The organism is Kitasatospora sp. NPDC091207 (genome assembly GCF_044768625.1).
In the GTDB taxonomy this organism is placed as follows: domain Bacteria; phylum Actinomycetota; class Actinomycetes; order Streptomycetales; family Streptomycetaceae; genus Kitasatospora.
The window spans coordinates 1-18,099 of the sequence record NZ_JBIVVS010000037.1 but is presented as its reverse complement, the minus strand read 5'-3'; the positions used below and the strand labels follow the sequence as shown (position 1 = coordinate 18,099).

Annotated in this window: 17 protein-coding genes; 12 read left to right on the top strand and 5 right to left on the bottom strand. The window is 72.6% G+C overall.

Annotated elements, in window-relative coordinates:
- The first annotated feature begins 181 nt into the window (after positions 1-181).
- Positions 182-2,224 (top strand): ATP-dependent zinc metalloprotease FtsH, encoded by a 2,043-nt coding sequence (gene ftsH / locus ACIQTO_RS35365; protein WP_402397091.1) that lies wholly within the window; start codon positions 182-184, stop codon positions 2,222-2,224.
- A gap of 109 nt (positions 2,225-2,333) precedes the next feature.
- Complete coding sequence (folE, locus tag ACIQTO_RS35360; RefSeq protein ID WP_402397088.1) at positions 2,334-2,939, top strand: GTP cyclohydrolase I FolE; 606 nt, start codon at positions 2,334-2,336, stop codon at positions 2,937-2,939.
- 25 nt (positions 2,940-2,964) lie between these two features.
- Here the strand turns inward: folE and ACIQTO_RS35355 are convergent, their stop codons facing one another.
- Both ACIQTO_RS35355 and ACIQTO_RS35350 read right to left on the bottom strand, forming a co-directional pair.
- Positions 2,965-3,753, bottom strand: a complete 789-nt coding sequence (locus ACIQTO_RS35355; protein ID WP_402397086.1) for a ferritin-like domain-containing protein — start codon at positions 3,751-3,753, stop codon at positions 2,965-2,967.
- A gap of 134 nt (positions 3,754-3,887) precedes the next feature.
- On the bottom strand, positions 3,888-5,048 hold the full coding sequence (locus ACIQTO_RS35350) for an alpha/beta hydrolase (protein WP_402397083.1): 1,161 nt from the start codon (positions 5,046-5,048) through the stop codon (positions 3,888-3,890).
- 375 nt (positions 5,049-5,423) lie between these two features.
- Here ACIQTO_RS35350 and ACIQTO_RS35345 point away from each other — a divergent pair, with 375 nt between their 5' ends.
- The 7 genes from ACIQTO_RS35345 (at position 5,424) to ACIQTO_RS35315 (ending at position 12,068) form a co-directional block, all read left to right on the top strand.
- Positions 5,424-7,262 carry a phosphatidylglycerol lysyltransferase domain-containing protein gene (locus tag ACIQTO_RS35345; protein WP_402397080.1) on the top strand — a complete coding sequence of 613 codons (1,839 nt, stop codon included), beginning with the start codon at positions 5,424-5,426 and terminating at the stop codon, positions 7,260-7,262.
- A gap of 95 nt (positions 7,263-7,357) precedes the next feature.
- Positions 7,358-8,263, top strand: coding sequence for a dihydropteroate synthase (gene folP, locus ACIQTO_RS35340; protein ID WP_402397077.1), 906 nt, complete (start codon positions 7,358-7,360; stop codon positions 8,261-8,263).
- Positions 8,264-8,294: 31 nt separating this feature from the next.
- Positions 8,295-8,777: a nuclear transport factor 2 family protein gene (locus ACIQTO_RS35335; protein ID WP_402397074.1), complete on the top strand. Its 483-nt coding sequence runs from the start codon at positions 8,295-8,297 to the stop codon at positions 8,775-8,777.
- Between the two features lie 247 nt (positions 8,778-9,024).
- The gene (gene folB, locus ACIQTO_RS35330; protein ID WP_380575953.1) at positions 9,025-9,384 is read left to right on the top strand and encodes a dihydroneopterin aldolase; all 360 of its coding nucleotides are present in this window, start codon (positions 9,025-9,027) and stop codon (positions 9,382-9,384) included.
- 58 nt (positions 9,385-9,442) lie between these two features.
- Positions 9,443-10,042, top strand: a complete 600-nt coding sequence (gene folK / locus ACIQTO_RS35325) for a 2-amino-4-hydroxy-6-hydroxymethyldihydropteridine diphosphokinase (RefSeq protein ID WP_402397071.1) — start codon at positions 9,443-9,445, stop codon at positions 10,040-10,042.
- Positions 10,043-10,274: 232 nt separating this feature from the next.
- The gene (locus tag ACIQTO_RS35320; RefSeq protein ID WP_402397068.1) at positions 10,275-10,763 is read left to right on the top strand and encodes a DUF3180 domain-containing protein; all 489 of its coding nucleotides are present in this window, start codon (positions 10,275-10,277) and stop codon (positions 10,761-10,763) included.
- Positions 10,764-10,883: 120 nt separating this feature from the next.
- Positions 10,884-12,068: a hypothetical protein gene (locus ACIQTO_RS35315; protein WP_402397065.1), complete on the top strand. Its 1,185-nt coding sequence runs from the start codon at positions 10,884-10,886 to the stop codon at positions 12,066-12,068.
- Between the two features lie 152 nt (positions 12,069-12,220).
- Here ACIQTO_RS35315 and ACIQTO_RS35310 read toward each other — a convergent pair whose 3' ends face one another.
- On the bottom strand, positions 12,221-12,796 hold the full coding sequence (locus tag ACIQTO_RS35310; RefSeq protein WP_329489133.1) for a TerD family protein: 576 nt from the start codon (positions 12,794-12,796) through the stop codon (positions 12,221-12,223).
- Between the two features lie 128 nt (positions 12,797-12,924).
- Positions 12,925-13,413 carry a hypothetical protein gene (locus ACIQTO_RS35305; protein WP_402397062.1) on the bottom strand — a complete coding sequence of 163 codons (489 nt, stop codon included), beginning with the start codon at positions 13,411-13,413 and terminating at the stop codon, positions 12,925-12,927.
- Between the two features lie 92 nt (positions 13,414-13,505).
- Here ACIQTO_RS35305 and arfB point away from each other — a divergent pair, with 92 nt between their 5' ends.
- Entirely contained in the window at positions 13,506-13,937 is a 432-nt protein-coding gene (arfB, locus tag ACIQTO_RS35300) for an alternative ribosome rescue aminoacyl-tRNA hydrolase ArfB (protein WP_402397059.1), read from the top strand.
- A 14-nt stretch (positions 13,938-13,951) separates the two neighbouring features.
- Here the strand turns inward: arfB and ACIQTO_RS35295 are convergent, their stop codons facing one another.
- A complete protein-coding gene (locus ACIQTO_RS35295; RefSeq protein ID WP_402397056.1) occupies positions 13,952-14,479 on the bottom strand; it encodes a flavin reductase family protein in 528 nt (175 codons plus the stop codon).
- Positions 14,480-14,847: 368 nt separating this feature from the next.
- Between ACIQTO_RS35295 and ACIQTO_RS35290 the strand changes: the two genes are divergently transcribed.
- Both ACIQTO_RS35290 and ACIQTO_RS35285 read left to right on the top strand, forming a co-directional pair.
- The gene (locus ACIQTO_RS35290; RefSeq protein WP_402397053.1) at positions 14,848-16,644 is read left to right on the top strand and encodes a diguanylate cyclase domain-containing protein; all 1,797 of its coding nucleotides are present in this window, start codon (positions 14,848-14,850) and stop codon (positions 16,642-16,644) included.
- Between the two features lie 268 nt (positions 16,645-16,912).
- On the top strand, positions 16,913-17,914 hold the full coding sequence (locus ACIQTO_RS35285; protein WP_402397050.1) for a hypothetical protein: 1,002 nt from the start codon (positions 16,913-16,915) through the stop codon (positions 17,912-17,914).
- The last annotated feature ends 185 nt before the right edge of the window (positions 17,915-18,099 follow it).

The window sequence follows — 18,099 nt, the reverse complement described above, 5'->3', positions numbered from 1 at the left end:
CCGTTGCATCGGTGGAAATAGAAGTACGTCGTACCGCTGTGCTCCCGCCACCGGCGGGTCGGACTGCGGTACGGTCCAATAAAACCGCTCTTCACATGAGCAGAGACCGGATGCGCCGGCGGCCCAGGCCCCGCGGCGCCGTCGAGTGGCAGGAGGGACGGGGCGGCAACGCCCCGCATGGATGGACGTCAAGCGATACTTCCGTGCGCCGATCATGTGGATCGTGCTGGCCGTCCTCGCCGTCATCGTGCTGATGCAGGTCGTTTCTGACTCGAACGGCTACAAGACGGTGGACACCGGGCAGGTCGTCGCAGCGATCGACGCCAAGCAGGTCAAGTCGGCGCAGATCACCACTGGTGACTCGAACACGATCAAGATCCAGTTGAAGGACGGCGCAACGCTGTCCAACGCCGGCACGGGCAAGACCCCGTCCGGCAGCAAGTTCCAGGCCTCGTACATCGGCGACCAGGGTGTCGGGATCGCCGACAAGCTCCAGGCGCAGATCAACGACAACGACCAGAGCACGCTGTCCGAGGGCTACACCATCAGCCCGGAGAAGCAGAGCACCTTCGTCAGCCTCCTGCTGTCGATGCTGCCCATCGTGATCATCGTGCTGGTCTTCCTGTTCCTGATGAACCAGATGCAGGGCGGCGGCTCGCGCGTCATGCAGTTCGGCAAGTCCAAGGCCAAGCTGCTCACCAAGGACACCCCGAAGACGACCTTCTCGGACGTCGCCGGTGCGGACGAGGCGGTGGAGGAGCTCCACGAGATCAAGGAGTTCCTGCAGGAGCCGGCCAAGTTCCAGGCCGTCGGCGCCAAGATCCCCAAGGGTGTGCTGCTCTACGGCCCGCCCGGGACCGGCAAGACCCTGCTGGCGCGTGCCGTCGCGGGCGAGGCCGGGGTGCCGTTCTACTCGATCTCCGGATCGGACTTCGTCGAGATGTTCGTCGGTGTCGGCGCCAGCCGGGTCCGCGACCTCTTCGAGCAGGCCAAGGCGAACGCCCCGGCGATCGTCTTCGTCGACGAGATCGACGCCGTCGGCCGGCACCGCGGTGCGGGTCTCGGCGGCGGCCACGACGAGCGCGAGCAGACCCTCAACCAGCTGCTGGTCGAGATGGACGGCTTCGACGTCAAGGGCGGCGTGATCCTGATCGCGGCCACCAACCGCCCCGACATCCTGGACCCGGCGCTGCTGCGCCCGGGCCGCTTCGACCGCCAGATCGCGGTCGAGCGTCCCGACCTCCAGGGCCGGCTGGACATCCTCAAGGTGCACCAGAAGGGCAAGCCGGTCGCGCCGGACGTCGACCTCTCGGCCGTCGCCAAGCGCACCCCCGGCTTCACCGGTGCGGACCTGGCGAACGTCCTCAACGAGGCCGCTCTGCTGACCGCCCGCTCGGACAAGAAGCTGGTCGACAACTTCACGCTGGACGAGGCTATCGACCGCGTCGTGGCCGGACCGCAGAAGCGGACCCGGATCATGTCCGAGAAGGAGAAGAAGATCACCGCGTACCACGAGGGCGGCCACGCCCTGGTGGCGGCGGCGTGCCCCAACAGCGACCCGGTGCACAAGATCACGATCCTGTCCCGCGGCCGGGCCCTGGGTTACACCATGGTGCTTCCGGACGAGGACAAGTACTCCACCACCCGCAACGAGATGCTCGACCAGCTGGCCTACATGCTGGGCGGCCGGGCGGCGGAGGAGCTGGTCTTCCACGACCCGACCACCGGCGCCTCGAACGACATCGAGAAGGCCACCGCCACCGCGCGGGCCATGGTCACCCAGTACGGCATGACCGAGCGTCTGGGTGCGATCAAGTTCGGCTCGGACAACTCGGAGCCGTTCCTGGGCCGCGAGATGGGTCACCAGCGCGACTACTCGGAAGAGGTCGCCGGGCTGGTCGACGAAGAGGTCAAGAAGCTCATCGAGAACGCGCACAACGAGGCCTGGGAGATCCTGGTCGAGAACCGCGACGTGCTCGACAACCTGGTCCTGGAGCTCCTGGAGAAGGAGACCCTCAACAAGGAGCAGATCGCCGAGATCTTCTCGACCATCGTCAAGCGCCCGGCGCGGCCGGCCTGGACGGGTTCGTCCCGCCGGACGCCGTCGACCCGGCCGCCGGTGCAGTCCCCGAAGGAGCTGGCGCTCACCAACGGCGCCGCCGCCGTCGAGGCCGCGCCGGTCGACGTGGTGAAGCTGCCGGCGGAGCCGCCCGCCGAGGGCTGATCCGGCCGAGCACCGGACGGAATGGATGCCGCGCCTCCTGGGTTTGTACCCTGGAGGCGCGGCATCCGTGCTGTTCAGCCAAGTCGTCCCCCTAGTTAGCGAGGCCCGCATGATCGACCCGGTGACGCTCGACGGTCCGCCCGCCGTCGGCACCTTCGACCAGAAGCGGGCCGAGAACGCCATCCGCGAGCTGCTGCTGGCCGTGGGGGAGGACCCGGACCGCGAGGGTCTGCTGGAGACCCCGGCCCGGGTGGCCAGGGCGTACAAGGAGATATTCGCCGGCCTCTGGCAGGAGCCGGAGGACGTCCTCACCACCACGTTCGACCTCGGTCACGACGAGATGGTGCTGGTCAAGGACATCGAGCTGACCTCGGTCTGCGAGCACCACCTGGTGCCGTTCCGGGGCGTCGCGCACGTCGGCTACATCCCGTCGGTCAACGGCAAGATCACCGGGCTCTCCAAGCTGGCCCGGCTGGTCGACGTCTACGCCCGCCGCCCGCAGGTGCAGGAGCGGCTCACCAGCCAGGTCGCGGACGCGCTGATGCGGATCCTCGAACCGCGTGGGGCGATCGTCGTGGTCGAGTGCGAGCACATGTGCATGTCGATGCGCGGCATCCGCAAGCCCGGGGCCAAGACCATCACCTCCTGCGTGCGCGGCCAGCTGCGCGACCCGGCGACCCGGGCCGAGGCGATGAGCCTGATCATCGGTCGCTAGCGGCCCGCGCCCCCCCCGGGGGGGCTCAGAGCACCTCGTGCTCCACATGCGGCGGTGCGGGGGTGCCCAGGGCGTTGCGACGCCGGGGCATCCGCAGCGTCACCATCCGCCGCCAGCCGAACGCGCGATCGTACAGGTAGAGCGCGTGGACACCGGCCGTCACCACGGCCAGCTGCCAGCGCGACCAGCCGAGGATCCGCGCCATCCGGGTGGTGACGGCGAGACCGACGTCCCGGTGGGTGCGGATCTCGCCGCGCGCGCTGGTCTCCAGGGTGTGCCGGATGTACGGGCCGTGGCCCTCGGCGACCAGCCGGAGCAGTTCCTCGTGGCAGTACGCGAGGTGGTCGTCCTCGTCGGCGGAGATCATCCGCATCGCCCGGCCGAGGTCCGGGTTGTCGCCGTACACCCTGACCAGCTGGCGCATCTGCTCGGCCGCGCGCTGCTCGGTCACCCGGCTGTGCACCAGGTAGGTGATGATCTCCCGCTCGGCCAGCGGCACCGCGCTGTTCAGCCGCTCGTGCGAGAGGCCGACGCCCTGGCGCTCCAGCAGCATGCAGTAGTCGGCCTCGGCGGGGACGTCCACCTTGGGCAGGCCGCGCTTGTTCAGCAGCTGGGTGAAGATCCGGCCGTGCTTGCGTTCGTCGGCACCGTGCCGGGCGATCTTGGGGGCCAGGACCGGGTCGCGGGTGAGGGCGGTGATCCGCTCGTTCTCCCAGCCGCCCTGGTCCTCGCCGCCGGCCGCGATGCTGCAGAAGAGCTGGTAGGCCTCGTCGTTGTGGTAGATCTCGGTGAACAGCGATCGGGTGCTGAGCACGGGGCCTCCTGCACGGATCCGGGGGCGGCCCCGGCCGTTCGGCCGGGCGGTCGCGATACGTTCCCCGGGGTGGTGGCGAACCCGCCCGACCGGCCGGTAATCACTCGTCCGGCGGGCCGGGGGCGGGGCCGGCGTCAGGTCGCGGTGAGCCGGGCGCTCATCCACTCCAGGGCGGCCGGCAGCTCGCGGATCCAGCTGTCGAAGTTGTGGCCGCCGTCGTCCAGGTAGAGCGACTCGACCTTGAACTGCGGATTGGCGGCCGCGACCTGTTGGGCGAGCTCGACGAACTTCACCGTGTCCGGGTAGTCCGTCTCCTTGCGGGTGCTGATCACCAGCAGCGAGAGGTTCGGCGCGGGGAGGTTCTGCAGCCGCCAGCCGAGGTCGCTCTGGTCGGCCAGGGCCTTGTCGCCGCCGAAGAGGTTGCCGCCGGTGAACTGGTCCTCGGCCACCTTGAAGTCGCCGTGCATGCCCGCGCCGTTGCCGTAGACGTCCGGGTAGCGCATCGCGAGCCGCATCGCGCAGCTGCCGCCGGTGGAGAAGCCGAGCACGCCCCAGGAGGAGGGCGCGCGGCTGACCCGGTACGCCGAGCGCAGCGCCTCGGGCACGTCCTTGGCGAACCAGGACTCGGCGCGCGGGCCACCGGGGACGTCGACGCACTCGGTGTTGCGCGGCGGGGCGATGGTCGGGCGGGTCATCACGATGATCGTGGGGGCCAGCTTGCCGGCCTTGCGCAGCTCCCAGGCGGTCTGCGGTACGGGCAGGTCCTTGACCAGGTGCATGGTGGTGCCGGGGAAACCGGCGATGGTGACCAGGACGGGGAAGCGCACCCAGGCGAGCTTCGGGTCGAAGTACTCGGGCGGAAGGTACACGAACATCTGGTCGGACAGGCCGGTCTCCTTGCCCGAGACCCTGATCGACTCGATCTTGCCGACCTCCTCCGGCGGGCCCTTGGGCAGATCGGTCACGGTCTCCAGGCCGCCCTCCTCGGTCGGCTGGACCAGGGCGTCCGAGACCGGGGTGCCGCTGTGGTGCTTCTCGCTGCCGGCCAGCGCCAGCTTGGTCCCGCCGGGGCTGAGCAGGTCGTCCCAGGAGGTGTAGAACCCGAACGAGTTGTTGACCGACAGGGCCAGCACCGCGAGCACCGAGACCTGAGTGACCGTCATCAGCGCGACCCGGCCGAGCACCGGGAGGGGGCGCTGCCGGGCCAGCCGGGGCCAGAGCCAGAGGGTGGTGAGCAGGGCTGCCGCGCCGAGCGCGAGCAGCGAGTTCACCAGCGCGTCGCTGGTCAGTTCCATGCCGTCGGCCTTCCGGTGGGAAACTCTCGGGGCAGGCTTCATCGTCTGGCGGTGCGTCAGCCGGGGCCATCGCGGCTAGGCTGTCCGGACGTCGGGGCAGGCCGGAGTCCGGGGGCGATCCGACGCAACCGGCGCCCTGGAATGCGGCGTCCACCGTACGTACCGGGTATGCGGGGGTCCGGCGCGCCACGCGGCGCGGGGCCCCGGCGCCCACCCCTCGGCTCAATCGCAGCGCCTGCCGGCCACCCGGTTTACCCTCCGTTTCCGGATGTTTGGTGGGCGCATTGCCTGATGAAGGAAAAGGCATGAAGGTCCCTCACAACTCCTCCCCCGGAGTGACAGGACTGCGCTCCGCAGCCTCTACGCTGAGCTTCCATGAGCGTTCCCGTGTCCGTTGAGCCGAGCCCCGAGCAGCCGCCCCGCCGTCGCGGCCTGCAGACGCTTCGTACCCAAGCGGCCGCCGTTCCCCGGGCCTGGCTCCCGGGCGCGGTCGGTTACGCCTGTCTGCTGATCGGGCTGGTGGACATCGCCAGTGCGGTGTTCCCCAAGCTCCGGCACACCAAGGTGCACACGTTCGCCGGGCAGCTGCCCGGCGGCACCACGACCCTCGCCGCGGCGGGCACGCTGATGGTCGGCCTGCTGCTGGTGCTGCTCGCCCACGCCCTGCGCCGCCGCAAGCGGCGGGCCTGGCGGGCCGTCTGCGTGCTGCTGCCGGTGGGCGCGGCGCTGCACATCCTGCGCTGGCACCAGATCGGCCCGGCGGTCGTCTCGCTGGTGCTGTTCGCGGTGATGCTGGTGCACCGGCGCGAGTTCTACGCCAAGGCCGACCCCCGCACCCGCTGGCGGGCGCTGGTCAACCTGGCCGTGATGGGCGCCATCAGCGTGGCGCTCGGCCTGCTGGTGGTCTCGACCCGGGCCGGGTACGAGCTGGGCCACCCGGGTCTGTTCCACCGCCTGGAGCATGTCGGGTACGGGCTGTTCGGCTTCGAAGGACCGCTCGACTACAGCTCGGACCGGGTCTCCGACCTGGTCGCCTACCTGCTCGGCGGCCTGGGCCTGATCACCGCCTTCACCACCGCCTACCTGGCCCTGCGCCCCGAGAAGCCCAAGCCGGAGCTGACCGCCGAGGACGAGGTCAAGGTCCGCGCGCTGCTCGACCGGCACGGCGAGCGCGACTCGCTCGGCTACTTCGCGCTGCGCCGGGACAAGAGCGTGCTGTTCTCGCCCTCCGGCAAGGCGGCGATCTCCTACCGGGTGGTCTCCGGCGTGATGCTCGCCTCCGGCGACCCGGTCGGCGACGTCGAGGCCTGGCCGGGCGCGATCAAGGTCTTCATGGCCGAGGCCCGCGAGCACGCCTGGGTGCCGGCCGTGATGGGGTGCAGCGAGGTCGGCGGCGAGGTCTGGACCCGCGAGGCGGGGCTGGACGCGCTGGAGCTGGGCGACGAGGCGATCGTCGACACCGCGACGTTCTCGCTCTCCGGCCGGGCGATGCGCAACGTCCGGCAGATGGTCAAGCGGATCGAGCGCAACGGGTACTCCTGCCAGGTGCGCCGGGTCGCCGACCTCGCGGAGGAGGAGAGGCACCGGATCGCCGACGCCGCCGCCCGCTGGCGCGGCACCGACACCGAGCGCGGCTTCTCGATGGCCCTCGGCCGCTTCGGCGACCCGGGCGACGACGCCTGCGTGGTGGTCACCGCCCACAAGGAGCCCGAGGAGGGCGAGAGCGGCGACGACCTGAAGGCGGTGCTGCACTTCGTGCCCTGGGGGCCGGACGGCATCTCGCTGGAGCTGATGCGCCGCGACCGCGCCGCCGACCCCGGCCTGAACGAGCTGTTGATCGTGGCCGCGCTGCAGGCGGTGCCGGCGATGGGCGTGCGGCGGGTCTCGCTCAACTTCGCGATGTTCCGCTCGGCCCTGGCCCGCGGTGAGCGGATCGGCGCCGGGCCGGTGCTGCGGGCCTGGCGCGGGCTGCTGGTCTTCCTGTCGCGCTGGTTCCAGATCGAGTCGCTGTACAAGTTCAACGCCAAGTTCCAGCCCGAGTGGGAGCCGCGCTTCCTGGTCTTCCCGAACACCCGGGACCTGCCCCGGATCGGCTTCGCCGCGATGCAGGCCGAGGCCTTCATCACCCTCGGCATGCCGCGCTTCGGCCGCAAGCCGCAGCGCCACGGCCTGCAGCCGTCGCCGGCCCGTCCGGAGGTCACCGAGGCCGCCTGAGCCGCGCCCGCGCCCGGCACCGGACCCCCGTCGGACACTCCGGCGGGGGTCCGGTCGTCACCGGGCGGACCGGGGCTTGAACAGATAATGGGGTTATGAGCACTTCGCTGTCCTTCTCGCTGCCGGCCGGACTGCCGCGGCTCGACCGCTGCTCCGTGATGGGCGTGGTCAACGTGACCCCCGATTCCTTCTCGGACGGCGGGATGTGGCACGACCCCGCCCGGGCCATCGCCCACGGCCTGGCGCTGCGGGCCCGCGGCGCCGACCTGGTGGACGTCGGGGGCGAGTCCACCCGCCCCGGCTCGCAGCGGGTGCCCGAGGCGGAGGAACTGGGCCGGGTGCTGCCGGTGGTGCGCGAGCTCGCCGAATCCGGGGTGGTCGTCTCGGTGGACACCATGCGCGCCTCCGTCGCCGAGCAGGCCGTCGCGGCCGGCGCCCGGTTGATCAACGACGTCTCCGGCGGTCTGGCCGACCCGGCGATGGCCCGGGTGGTGGCCGAGACCGGGGTGCCCTTCGTGGTGATGCACTGGCGCGGGCAGTCCGCCGACATGGACAGCCTGGCCGTCTACGGCGACGTGGTGGCCGACGTGGTCGGCGAGCTCACCGCCCGGGTGGACGCGCTGCTGGCCGCCGGCGTCAAGGAGGAGCAACTGATCCTGGACCCGGGCCTGGGCTTCGCCAAGACCGCCGAGCACAACTGGGCGCTGCTCGGCGGGCTCCCCGCGCTCACCGCGCTCGGCCGTCCCGTCCTCGTCGCCGCATCGCGGAAGCGGTTCCTGGGTACGCTGCTCGCCGACCCGGAAACCGGGGAACTGCGCCCGGCCCGGGAGCGCGACGACGCGACCGCCGCGGTGTCGGTGCTGTCGGCCGGGGCGGGGGCCTGGGCGGTGCGGGTGCACGACGTGTCCGGTACGGCGGATGCCGTCCGGGTGGTCGCGGCCTGGCAGCGCGCGGCCCGGCAGGACTCCTCCGGCCCGTCGTCGGGCCGGGTGGGCTGGTGAAACGGGAGGGTCTGTGACAGGTGACGGCAGGGTGAGCGGCGAGACCGCGGGTCAGCGGGCCCGTGAAGCGGACCGGGAGGCCGCGCTGGCGGCCAACCGGGCGCTGTACGAGGCGCTGGAGAACGGCGATCTGGAGGCCGTCGAGGAGGCCTGGCTGGGGGCCGACGAGGCCGACGACAAGGGCGGCGTGGTGTGCGTGCACCCCGGCTGGCCGGTGCTGCGCGGGCGGGCCCAGGTGACCCGCTCGTACATGTTGATCATGGCGAACACGGAGTACATCCAGTTCATCCTGACCGACGTCGAGGCCGAGGTGCAGGGCGATGTGGCCCTTGTCACGTGCACCGAGAACATCCTTTCCGGTGGCGAGGCGGAGGAGGAGGGCGAACTCGGCCCGCTGGTCGGCGGAAAGGTCGTCTCGACCAATCTCTTCCGCCGCACCCCGGCGGGCTGGAAGCTCTGGTCCCACCACGGTTCACCCGTCCTGACCAGCGGGGACGACGAGGACGAGGACTGATCCCGGGGGCGTCGGAAAAAGGCCCCCCGGAGGCGGCCCGGGAATTCCCGAACGGTCACCGAACGTTCACGTCAATCGCCGTTCCGGCGCGCGTGGCGTCGGTTCGTGCCGGGTAGGACGGTCAGGCGTTGTCCGCGCTCGCGGGTAGATTCGAAACGGAGTGGCGGGCGTGATGCCCGCCTTCGCCCTGCCCACCCGCCGCTTTTCCGGAGCAGGGCCCGTCAGACTGGGAGCAGTGATTCGTTTGCTGGACCGCGTCACCCTGCGGGGCCTGCGTGCCCGGGGCCACCACGGCGTCTTCGAGCGCGAGCGCGTCGAGGGCCAGACCTTCGTGGTGGACCTCGTGCTCCACCTGGACACCCGCCCCGCCGCGTCCGGCGACGACCTCACCCGCACGGCGCACTACGGCATCGTGGCCGAGGAGGTCACCGCGATCATCGCCGGCGAGCCGGTCGACCTGATCGAGACCCTGGCCCAGCGCATCGCCGACCAGTGCCTGAAGCACGACGCGGTCGAGGAGGTCGAGGTCACCGTGCACAAGCCGGACGCCCCGATCACGGTGCCGTTCGACGACGTGACCATCACCATCCACCGGGGCCGCGCATGACCCGCACCGCGCACCCCGTGCCAGCCGCAGAGCCCATTCCAGCTGTAGGGGAAGTCCGATGAGCACCAGCGACCCGACCGCCTCGCCGACCACCTTCGACCTGGAGAGCCGGGTGGACTCGGCCGACGCCACGCTGCACAGCCAGCGCTGCGCCGTGGTCGCCCTCGGATCCAACCTGGGCAACCGCCTGGACACCCTCCAGGGTGCCGTGGACGCGCTCGCCGACACCCCCGGGCTCAAGATCAAGGCCGTCTCCGGCGTGTACGAGACGGAGGCCCTCGGCGGCCCCGACGAGCAGCCCAACTACTACAACGCCGTGGTCGTGCTGCGCACCAGCCTGCCCCCGCGCGACCTGCTGGAGCGCGGCAACGCGATCGAGGACGCCTTCGGTCGGGTCCGCACCGTCCGCTGGGGCCCGCGGACGCTGGACGTCGACATCCTCGCCTACGAGGGCGTCACCAGTGACGACCCGCAGCTGCTGCTGCCGCACCCCCGCTCGCACGAGCGGGCCTTCGTGCTGGCGCCGTGGCTGGACGCCCAGCCGGAGGCCGAGGTGCCCGGCCACGGGCAGGTCGCCGTGCTGCTCCAGGCGCTCGGCGGCGCCGACGCGCAGGGTGTCCGGCGGCGCGAGGACATCGGGCTGACCCTGCCGGAGTAGGCCGCACCGGCGCGGCCGGGGAACTCGCGAGGGGGCCCCGGCCGTCCGAGTAGGTGTCCGCCGTCCGCGTGGGTGCCCGCCGGGCCGGGCCCGGTACGGTGGCCTGGCGCCGTCGTACCGTCCTTCCCGCCCGTCACCGGGCCGGGGCCGTCCCCCAGCCGTCGGGCCGGGGAGCGGGGCCGGGCCGGGGGCGGCCGCCCGACTCCGCAACCCCGGGAAGGACCACGTCCGAGTGAAGCTGCTTCGCCTCCGTCTGCTGGTCGGCATCACCGCCGCGACCACGGCACTGTCCTGGGCCGGTGCCAAGCTGTGGGCCTCCCTGGACACCCTGCCCGCGGTGCCGGGCGCGGCTCCGGTGGTGCTGGCCGCGGTGGCGGTGATCCTGCTCGCCACGGCGATCTCGCTGCGGTCCCGGCTGAAGGCGGCGCGCGAGCGGCAGCCCGGGGCGAAGGGGGTCGACCCGCTCGGGGCGGCCCGGGCGGTGGTGCTGGCGCAGGCGAGCGCGCTGGTCTCCTCGGTGGTGACCGGCGTCTACGCGGGCGCGGGCATCTACCTGCTCGGCGAGCTGGACGTGCAGGCGCGCCAGGACCAGGCCCTCACGGCCGGCCTCTCGGTGCTGGCCGGCGCCGCGGTGATCGCGGCGGCGCTCTGGCTGCAGCACGTGTGCAAGCTGCCGGAGGATCACGACGACCCGAGCGGACCGGCGACCTCGCACCGCTGAGGGAATTCCTCGGTGATCTTGAGTGAAGGCCCGGGCACGTGCGGTAAAGCTTGCGCAGTGTCAAGGGTCAAAGCGGACCCTGGGCTGACACGGCCCCAATTCGCACGCTAGTTTCTTGGCATGTCTCGCGGACGCCACCGTCATTCCTCCGTCCTCGGCCGGGTCTTTCCCCCCACCGCCGCCGGCGTGCTCATCGTCGCCGCCGTGGCCGCGCTGGTCTTCAGTCAGGACACCGTGCTGGTCCGCTCGGTGGGTGTCGCCGCTGTGCTGGCCGCGCTCGGGATCGCCGTGCTGCTGCGCCAGCGCGACCGGGCCGCCCGGGCGGCCGCCGAGGTGTCCGTCGCGCAGCGCTTGCGGGCCGAGGAGCGCTTCGAGGAGCAGCTCGCCGAGGCCGAGTACGCGGCGGAGGTCGCCGAGGAGCGGGCCACCCGTTTCGGGCGGCGGCTGACGGCCGAGAAGTCGCGGCTGGCCAAGGCCGAGACGGAGATCGCCCGGTTGCTGCGCGAGCGGGCCGTGGCGGTCGCCGAGCAGGCGCTGAAGGAGGCCGAGGCGACCCAGCGGGCGCTCGCGGCCGCCCGTCCTAAGTACCCGGCCAGCCCGGCGGCGTTCGTCCGGGCCGCGGCCGTGCTGCGGCAGCTGGAGCGGCAGGCGGCGGCCCGGCAGGCGCAGCGCGAGCGCGCGGCGGGTGCGGAGGTCGCGCTGCGGGCCCGTACCGCGCCCGTGACGGTGTCCGCCCCCGCTCCGGTGGCGGCCGCCCGTCCGGTGCCGGCCCCGGTGGCACCCGCGGTGCCCACGCCCGCGGCGTCCACGCCGGCGGTGTCCAGGCCCGCGGTGGTCGCTCCGGCGGCCGCGCCGAGGCCGGCGCTGACGGCGACGGTCGGGCAGCTGGGCGGGCAGTCGGGCGGGGTGGCCAGCACGCCCGCGGCGGCGGCCGAGCGGCAGCGTCCGCGTCCTCAGCAGGGCCGGGGGCAGGGCTTCAGCTTCTTCGGCCGTTCGGGGGCCGCCGGCCGGCCGGTGGCCCCGGCCCCGGCCGTGGGCAGTGTCGCGGAGCTGGGCGAGCGGGCGGATCTGGCGGACGTGGTGGGCGACGAGGCGGTGGCCGAGGCCAAGGCCGCACCGGTGGCCGCCGTCCAGGACCGGGCGCCGTCGCCGGTCGTGCCGGTCGACCTGGAGCCCGAGGTCGAGCAGGCCGGGGCCGGGCAGCCCGCGGGCGAGCCCGCCGGGGCCGGGCCGGCCGTGGTGGACCTGACCCCGGACGACGAGACCGAGCTGCTCCAGCTCCCGGAGCTGCGCGCCTCGCGCTGAACCCGCCCCGCGGCGTCCCGCGTCGCCCCCGCTGTCGCCCTCGGCGCGCGTCCCCGACCGGGGGCGCGCGCCGAGGCGTTCGAGGGCGGGGGAGGGGCGGGAACGGCGAAGCGCCCGGCCTCCGGGTGGGGGCCGGGCGCTTCAGCGTGGCGTCAGAGCTGGACGCCGAAGTCCTGGGCGATGCCCGCGAGGCCGGAGGCGTAGCCCTGGCCGACGGCGCGGAACTTCCACTCGGCGCCGTTGCGGTAGAGCTCGCCGAAGATCATGGCGGTCTCGGTGGCGGCGTCCTCGGAGAGGTCGTAGCGGGCGATCTCGGCACCGCCGGCCGCGTTGATCACGCGGATGTAGGCGTTGCGGACCTGGCCGAAGTTCTGCGAGCGGGCGACCGCGTCGTAGATCGAGACCGGGAAGGTGATCTTGACGGCCTCGGCCGGCAGGCCGGCGAGGTTGACGTTGATCGCCTCGTCGTCGCCGGCGCCCTCGCCGGTGCGGTTGTCACCGGTGTGGACGACCGTGCTGTCCGGGGTGCTGGTGTTGTTGAAGAAGACGAAGTGGCTGTTGGACAGCACCTTGCCGTCAGCGTTCAGCACGATCGCGCTGGCGTCGAGGTCGAACTCGGCACCGGTCGTGGTCCGGACGTCCCAGCCGAGGCCGACGGTGACCGCGGACAGGCCGGGGGCCTCCTTGGTCAGCGAGACGTTGCCACCCTTGGAGAGGCTCACTGGCATGGTGTTTGCTGTCCCTTCGTTGCTTTTGCCCGGGATAACGCGGGAGGGCGCGGAGTTGGTTCCACGCTTCGCGGCAGACATTCTCCGGGGCGAATGACGGGTTGGTGAACGGCCGGGTCACGGCGCACTCAGATGCGGCGGAACCGGCCCTGAAGTGACCAGATGTTCGGATTGTCGGCCAGGTCGGGATGCATGTCGAAGAGATCGGCCAGCGTGTCCTGGAGGAAGTCCCGGGCCTCGCGGCGCAGGTCGCTGTGCCGGATCACCGCGGGCGCCTCGTCCGGCAGCCAGGTGGCGGTCACCTCGACCCAGTTGAACCGGCGGGCGAATCGCAGCAGCTCGGTGTTCTGGGTGAAGTCGAGGTCGCGGCTCTGCACCCGGGCGGCCCGGCTGCCGTCCGGGTCGCGGTCCAGCTCCTCGACGGTGTCGCACAGCGCCCAGGCGAAGTCCAGCACCGGTACCCAGCCCCAGGCGGTGGAGAGTTCCGTGCCGTCGGCGTCCAGGTAGACGTCGCCGCAGAAGAGGTCGTACCGCAGGGCGTGCACGGAGGCACCGCGGTAGTCGGTCTGCGGGGGGTCGGGGAAGCGGTTGGAGAGGGAGTAGCCGAGCTCGATCACGTACGCCATTGTCGGGGCTGCGGGCGCCGGCGGATAACCGGGTGACCGGATAACCGCGTGACCGGCGGTCCCGGGCGCGGGATGATGGGCGCATGCCCGAGCCCATTCGCGTCCGGGGATCGGTGGTCGTCCCCGACGCCGAGCTCGTCTGGCGCTTCTCCCGTTCCTCCGGCCCCGGTGGCCAGCACGTCAACACCTCCGACACCCAGGTCGAGCTGCGCTTCGACCTGGCGGCCTCCTCCGCGCTGCCCGACGTCTGGAAGCAGCGCGCCCTGGAGCGGCTGGCCGGGCGGCTGGTGGACGGCCGGGTGCTCGTGGTGCGCGCCTCCGAGCACCGCTCGCAGTGGCGCAACCGCGAGGTCGCCGCGGCCCGGCTGGCGTCGCTGCTGGGCGAGGCCACCGCGCCGCCGCCGAAGGCCCGCCGGGCGACGAAGCCCAGCCGGGGCATGGTCGAGCGGCGGCTGACCAACAAGCGGCACCGGGCCGAGCTGAAGCAGGGCCGGCGCTCGCCGAAGGGTGAGTAGCCGGGCGGCCGGGGTCAGCCCAGCTGCCGGTAGCCGCCGCGGAAGTAGAGCAGGGGGCGGCCGCCGGCGTTCGGCACCGCGGCCTCCAGGACGCGGCCGAGCAGCAGGGTGTGGTCGCCGGCGGCTATCCGCTGTTCGGTGCGGCACTCCACGGTGGCGAGCGCGCCGTCGACCAGCGGCGCGCCGCTGTACCGGCCCCGCCGGTGCGGGGCTTCGGCGAACAGCAGCCGGTCGCTGAGCCGGCCCTTCATGGCGAACCGCGAGCCGAGCGCCTTCTGCTCCTCGGCGAGCAACGAGACCGCCCAGGTGTCGGCGCGGGCGAGCACTTCGTCCATCCGGGAGTCCTCGCGGACCGAGATCAGCACCAGCGGCGGTTCCAGCGAGACGGAGAGGAAGGACGTGGCGGTCATGCCGACGTCCTCGCCGTCCTCCGGGTCGTGGACGGTCACCAGGCTCACGCCGGAGGCGAGCTGGGAGAGTGCCGCCCGGAACTCGTCGGGCGTCGCTTGGGAGGCAGCTTCGGGCTGCGGAGCCGAGTACACGTACCGCACGGTAGTCGGCGGCCGGGCGAAACGGCATCGGACCGTGGTCGTAGGACCAGCGACGCACTGGTCACGGTCCTGCGGCCGGACTCACCCCCAGGAGTGAAGCAGAGGGCCTGCCGGGCGGCAGACGGCTTCAGTGCGCGGCCAATGCGGCCGACCACCAGAAACGTTCCTATAAAGCCTTATGTCCCGTTATGGGGCGGATGAGCTGATTAAGGGCGCATAAGTGTCGTGTGATTTAAGTCACAAGTGGTGGCCTATTGCTGACCGAGCGTGCCGAACGCTGTGCTCCCTGTGATTCAGTTCTTCTGGCAATCGGACGATAACCATTCAAGAACTATCCGAAGCAGCCGGGGAGCCCCCGCATGGAAGCCGAGTCGGAGCCTTACGTCCGTCTCGCGACCCTCCGCACCTTGCACCGGGTCGTGGCGGACCTCAACGCTGCCCGCAGCCTGGCGGGCACGCTGCAGGCTGTCGTCGAGGGCGCGGTGCACGGGCTCGGCTTCGACGCCGCGGCGGTCAGCCTGGTGCGCCCGGACGGCGACCTCGTGGTGGCGGCCGTCTGGGAGCTGGAGGAGAGCGCCATGGGCGGCCCCTCCGTGCTGCTCGGGCAGGTCGGCTCGCGCGAGTCCTGGGACCGGCTGCTCGGCGTCAGCGACCACTGGGGCACCCTGCGCTTCCTGCCCTACGACCGCGGCTGGGCCGTGGCCAGCGACATTCCGCGCTGGATCGGCGACGGCCCGATGCCCGTCTACGCCAACGACTGGCACCCCGCCGACGGTCTGCTCGCCCCGATGTACAGCGCCGGCGGCGACCTGCTCGGCGTGCTCTCGGTGGACCGCCCGCGCAGTGGCAAGCGCCCCGGGGCCTGGACCCGTGAGGCGCTGGAGATGTTCTCGCTGCAGGCCTCCATCGCGATCGGCAACGCCCGGCTGCGGGCCGAGATGCAGCGCGCGCTGGCCCGCCTGGAGAAGGAGCAGCAGGCGCTGCGGGCCAGTGAGGAGAGCTTCCGCCAGGCCTTCGAGTACGCGCCCAGCGGGATGGCCATCACCGAGCTCCACGGCGCCGGGCGCGGCCAGCTGACCAGGGTCAACGACGCGCTCTGTCGGTTGCTCGGCCGCCCCCGCGCGGTGCTGCGCCAGCAGAGCTTCGCCGACCTCGTCCATCCCGACGACCGGGCCCTGCTGGAGCGCACCAGCGCCGAGAGCGGCCGGGCGGAACTGCGGCTGTCCCGGCGGGACGGCGGTTACCAGTGGGTCTGTCTGCGCAACTCGATCGTCGCGGACGCGGCGGAGGGGCCGAGTTTCCTGCTCACCCACGTCGAGGACATCGAGGACCGCAAGCGGCACGAGCTCCAGCTCGCGCACCGGGCCAGCCACGACGCGCTCACCGGCCTGCCGAACGGCGCCGAGCTGAAGGCCCGGCTGGGCCGGCGGCTCTGCAGCGAACCGCTGACGGTCGGGGCCGTCGCCGGGCACCCGGCCGGGCCCGGCGAGGGTGCGTACCCGCAGCCGTACAGCGGCTACGTCGTCGACTCCTACAGCGCGCACACCGCGTACGAGGGCCTGGACGGGGCGGACCCGCGGACCGGCGCGGCCCACGGCTACGGGGTGTCCGAGGGCTACCCGGGGCCGGCCGGCTTCGGCGAGCACGTGCACGCGGTGGTCCCGGCCGACCACGGTCCGGGCGGCGACGTCTGGTCGGGCCCGTTCCGCTCGGGCGGCGCGGCCGCGCCGGACAAGGGGCTCGCGGTGCTCTTCTGCGACCTCGACGGCTTCAAGTCGATCAACGACCGGTTCGGCCACAACGCGGGCGACGCCGTGCTGGTCGAGGTCGCCCGCCGGCTGAGCCAGGCGGTCCGGGACGGCGACACGGTGGCCCGGCTCGGCGGCGACGAGTTCGTGGTGCTCGCGGACGGCATCGGCCGCGAGGAGGCCAAGGACCTCGCCCACCGGCTGCGCAACGCGATCATCCCGCCGATGCGGATCGACGGCCGGGGCATGCGGGTCGGCGTCAGCCTGGGGGTCGGCTGGGCCGGCTGCGGGATGAGCACCGAGGAGGTGCTGCACACCGCCGACGAGCGGATGTACGACGAGAAGCGGGCCCGGGGCGGCGCGGTGCGCGGCGCCCGGGGCGAGCGCTCGCACCGCCGGGCGGGTTAGGCCCTGTCCGCCCCGCCCTGTCCGGCGCCCGCCGCGGGAGCCTGTCCGGTGGCGTGGTGGCGTGGTGGCGCGGTGCCGTGGTGGCGTGGGCGGCGCTCGTCCGGGCCGCGGCGGCGGGTGACGGCGGGGTGAAAGCTACCCGTGGGTTGTCAAGGGGTCTTTTCGGCGGGTCGGCTGCGGCAGGTAGGGTTCCCGGGTACGTGCGACCACCATGTGCGCCGACGGCACGGCAGCCCGGCGGCGCCACCGCGACGGGGAGTTGACCACCGTGACGACCGCCGGCAGCAACGGAGTGCCCGAGAGCCCGGAGGGCGGTGCCCCCCAGGACGACGATCCCTTCGGCTACCTCTACCGTCCGGCCGGCGGCGGCGCCGCGCAGCCGGCCGAGCCGCAGCAGGGCGTGCCGCGTACGTCGTACAACCGCCCGATGGAGGTCGGCCGCGCGCAGTACGGGCAGCAGCGCCCGCCGCAGCAGTACCCGCCGCAGCAGGGCTATCCGCAGGGACAGCCGTACCCGCCGCAGCAGGCCGAGTACGGCGCCGCGCCCGCCCAGCAGCAGCCCGCCCAGCACCAGGAGTACGGCGCCGCGCCCACCCAGCAGACCCGGTACGCCGAGCGCTCCCGCCCGCAGCCGGGCGAGGAGCGGGCGGGCAGCGGGCGGAGCAAGGGCGCGGTGATCGGCGCGGTGGCGGTGGTCGCGGCCATCGCGATCGGCGCGGGCATAGCGCTCTCCACCGGTGACCCGGGCGGCGACAAGAAGGGCAAGAACGGCACCCAGACCGTGGCGCCGCCGGTCCCGAGTGCCACCGGCGGCACGCCGTCGGCCTCCGGCACGGCGTCACCCGGCGCCGCCACCGGTACCCCGGCCGGTCCCTCCACCGTCGACGCGAGCCAGCTGCAGGGCCAGAACGCCCCGTCCGGCAACACCGTCAAGGGCGCCAAGTCGGCGGACGGCAGCTACCTGACCCTTCAGCCGGGTTCCACGGTGAGCTGGACCGGCGACATCGCCACGGCCGGCACGTACAAGCTGTCCGTGCACTTCAACAACGCGGCGGGCGACGTGAAGGCCTCGGCCGCGGTCAACGGCAAGGACTGGCCGAGCGGGCTCTCGTTCAAGAACTACTCGCCCGGCAAGGACGCGACGTCCTCCTGGTACACCACGTTCATACTTCCGCAGCTCCAGGCGGGCTCGAACACCGTCGCCATCACCAACCCGACCGGTGGCGCGGTGCTGATCGACCAGGTGACCGTCGAGCCGTACGGCGGCTGACCGGTCCGGCCCGCGGACGTGAGACGGCCGCCCGTTCCCCGAGGGGAGCGGGCGGCCGTCGTCGTCGGTCGGCGGGGCCGGTCCGTCAGTCGGGCCGGACCGTCGGGAAGGTGTCGCCGCCGGTGATCCACTCGCCGCGGCGCATGACGGCGACCAGGTCGTGGCTGCCGGAGTCCAGGACGACG

Bases quoted from the DNA above. Each gene is read 5' to 3' on its own strand.
- ftsH (WP_402397091.1), top strand. From the start codon at position 182: ATGGACGTCAAGCGATACTTCCGTGCGCCGATCATGTGGATCGTGCTG.
- folE (WP_402397088.1), top strand. From the start codon at position 2,334: ATGATCGACCCGGTGACGCTCGACGGTCCGCCCGCCGTCGGCACCTTC.
- ACIQTO_RS35350 (WP_402397083.1), bottom strand. From the start codon at position 5,048: ATGGAACTGACCAGCGACGCGCTGGTGAACTCGCTGCTCGCGCTCGGC.
- ACIQTO_RS35345 (WP_402397080.1), top strand. From the start codon at position 5,424: ATGAGCGTTCCCGTGTCCGTTGAGCCGAGCCCCGAGCAGCCGCCCCGC.
- folP (WP_402397077.1), top strand. From the start codon at position 7,358: ATGAGCACTTCGCTGTCCTTCTCGCTGCCGGCCGGACTGCCGCGGCTC.
- folK (WP_402397071.1), top strand. From the start codon at position 9,443: ATGAGCACCAGCGACCCGACCGCCTCGCCGACCACCTTCGACCTGGAG.
- ACIQTO_RS35315 (WP_402397065.1), top strand. From the start codon at position 10,884: ATGTCTCGCGGACGCCACCGTCATTCCTCCGTCCTCGGCCGGGTCTTT.
- ACIQTO_RS35310 (WP_329489133.1), bottom strand. From the start codon at position 12,796: ATGCCAGTGAGCCTCTCCAAGGGTGGCAACGTCTCGCTGACCAAGGAG.
- arfB (WP_402397059.1), top strand. From the start codon at position 13,506: ATGCCCGAGCCCATTCGCGTCCGGGGATCGGTGGTCGTCCCCGACGCC.
- ACIQTO_RS35290 (WP_402397053.1), top strand. From the start codon at position 14,848: ATGGAAGCCGAGTCGGAGCCTTACGTCCGTCTCGCGACCCTCCGCACC.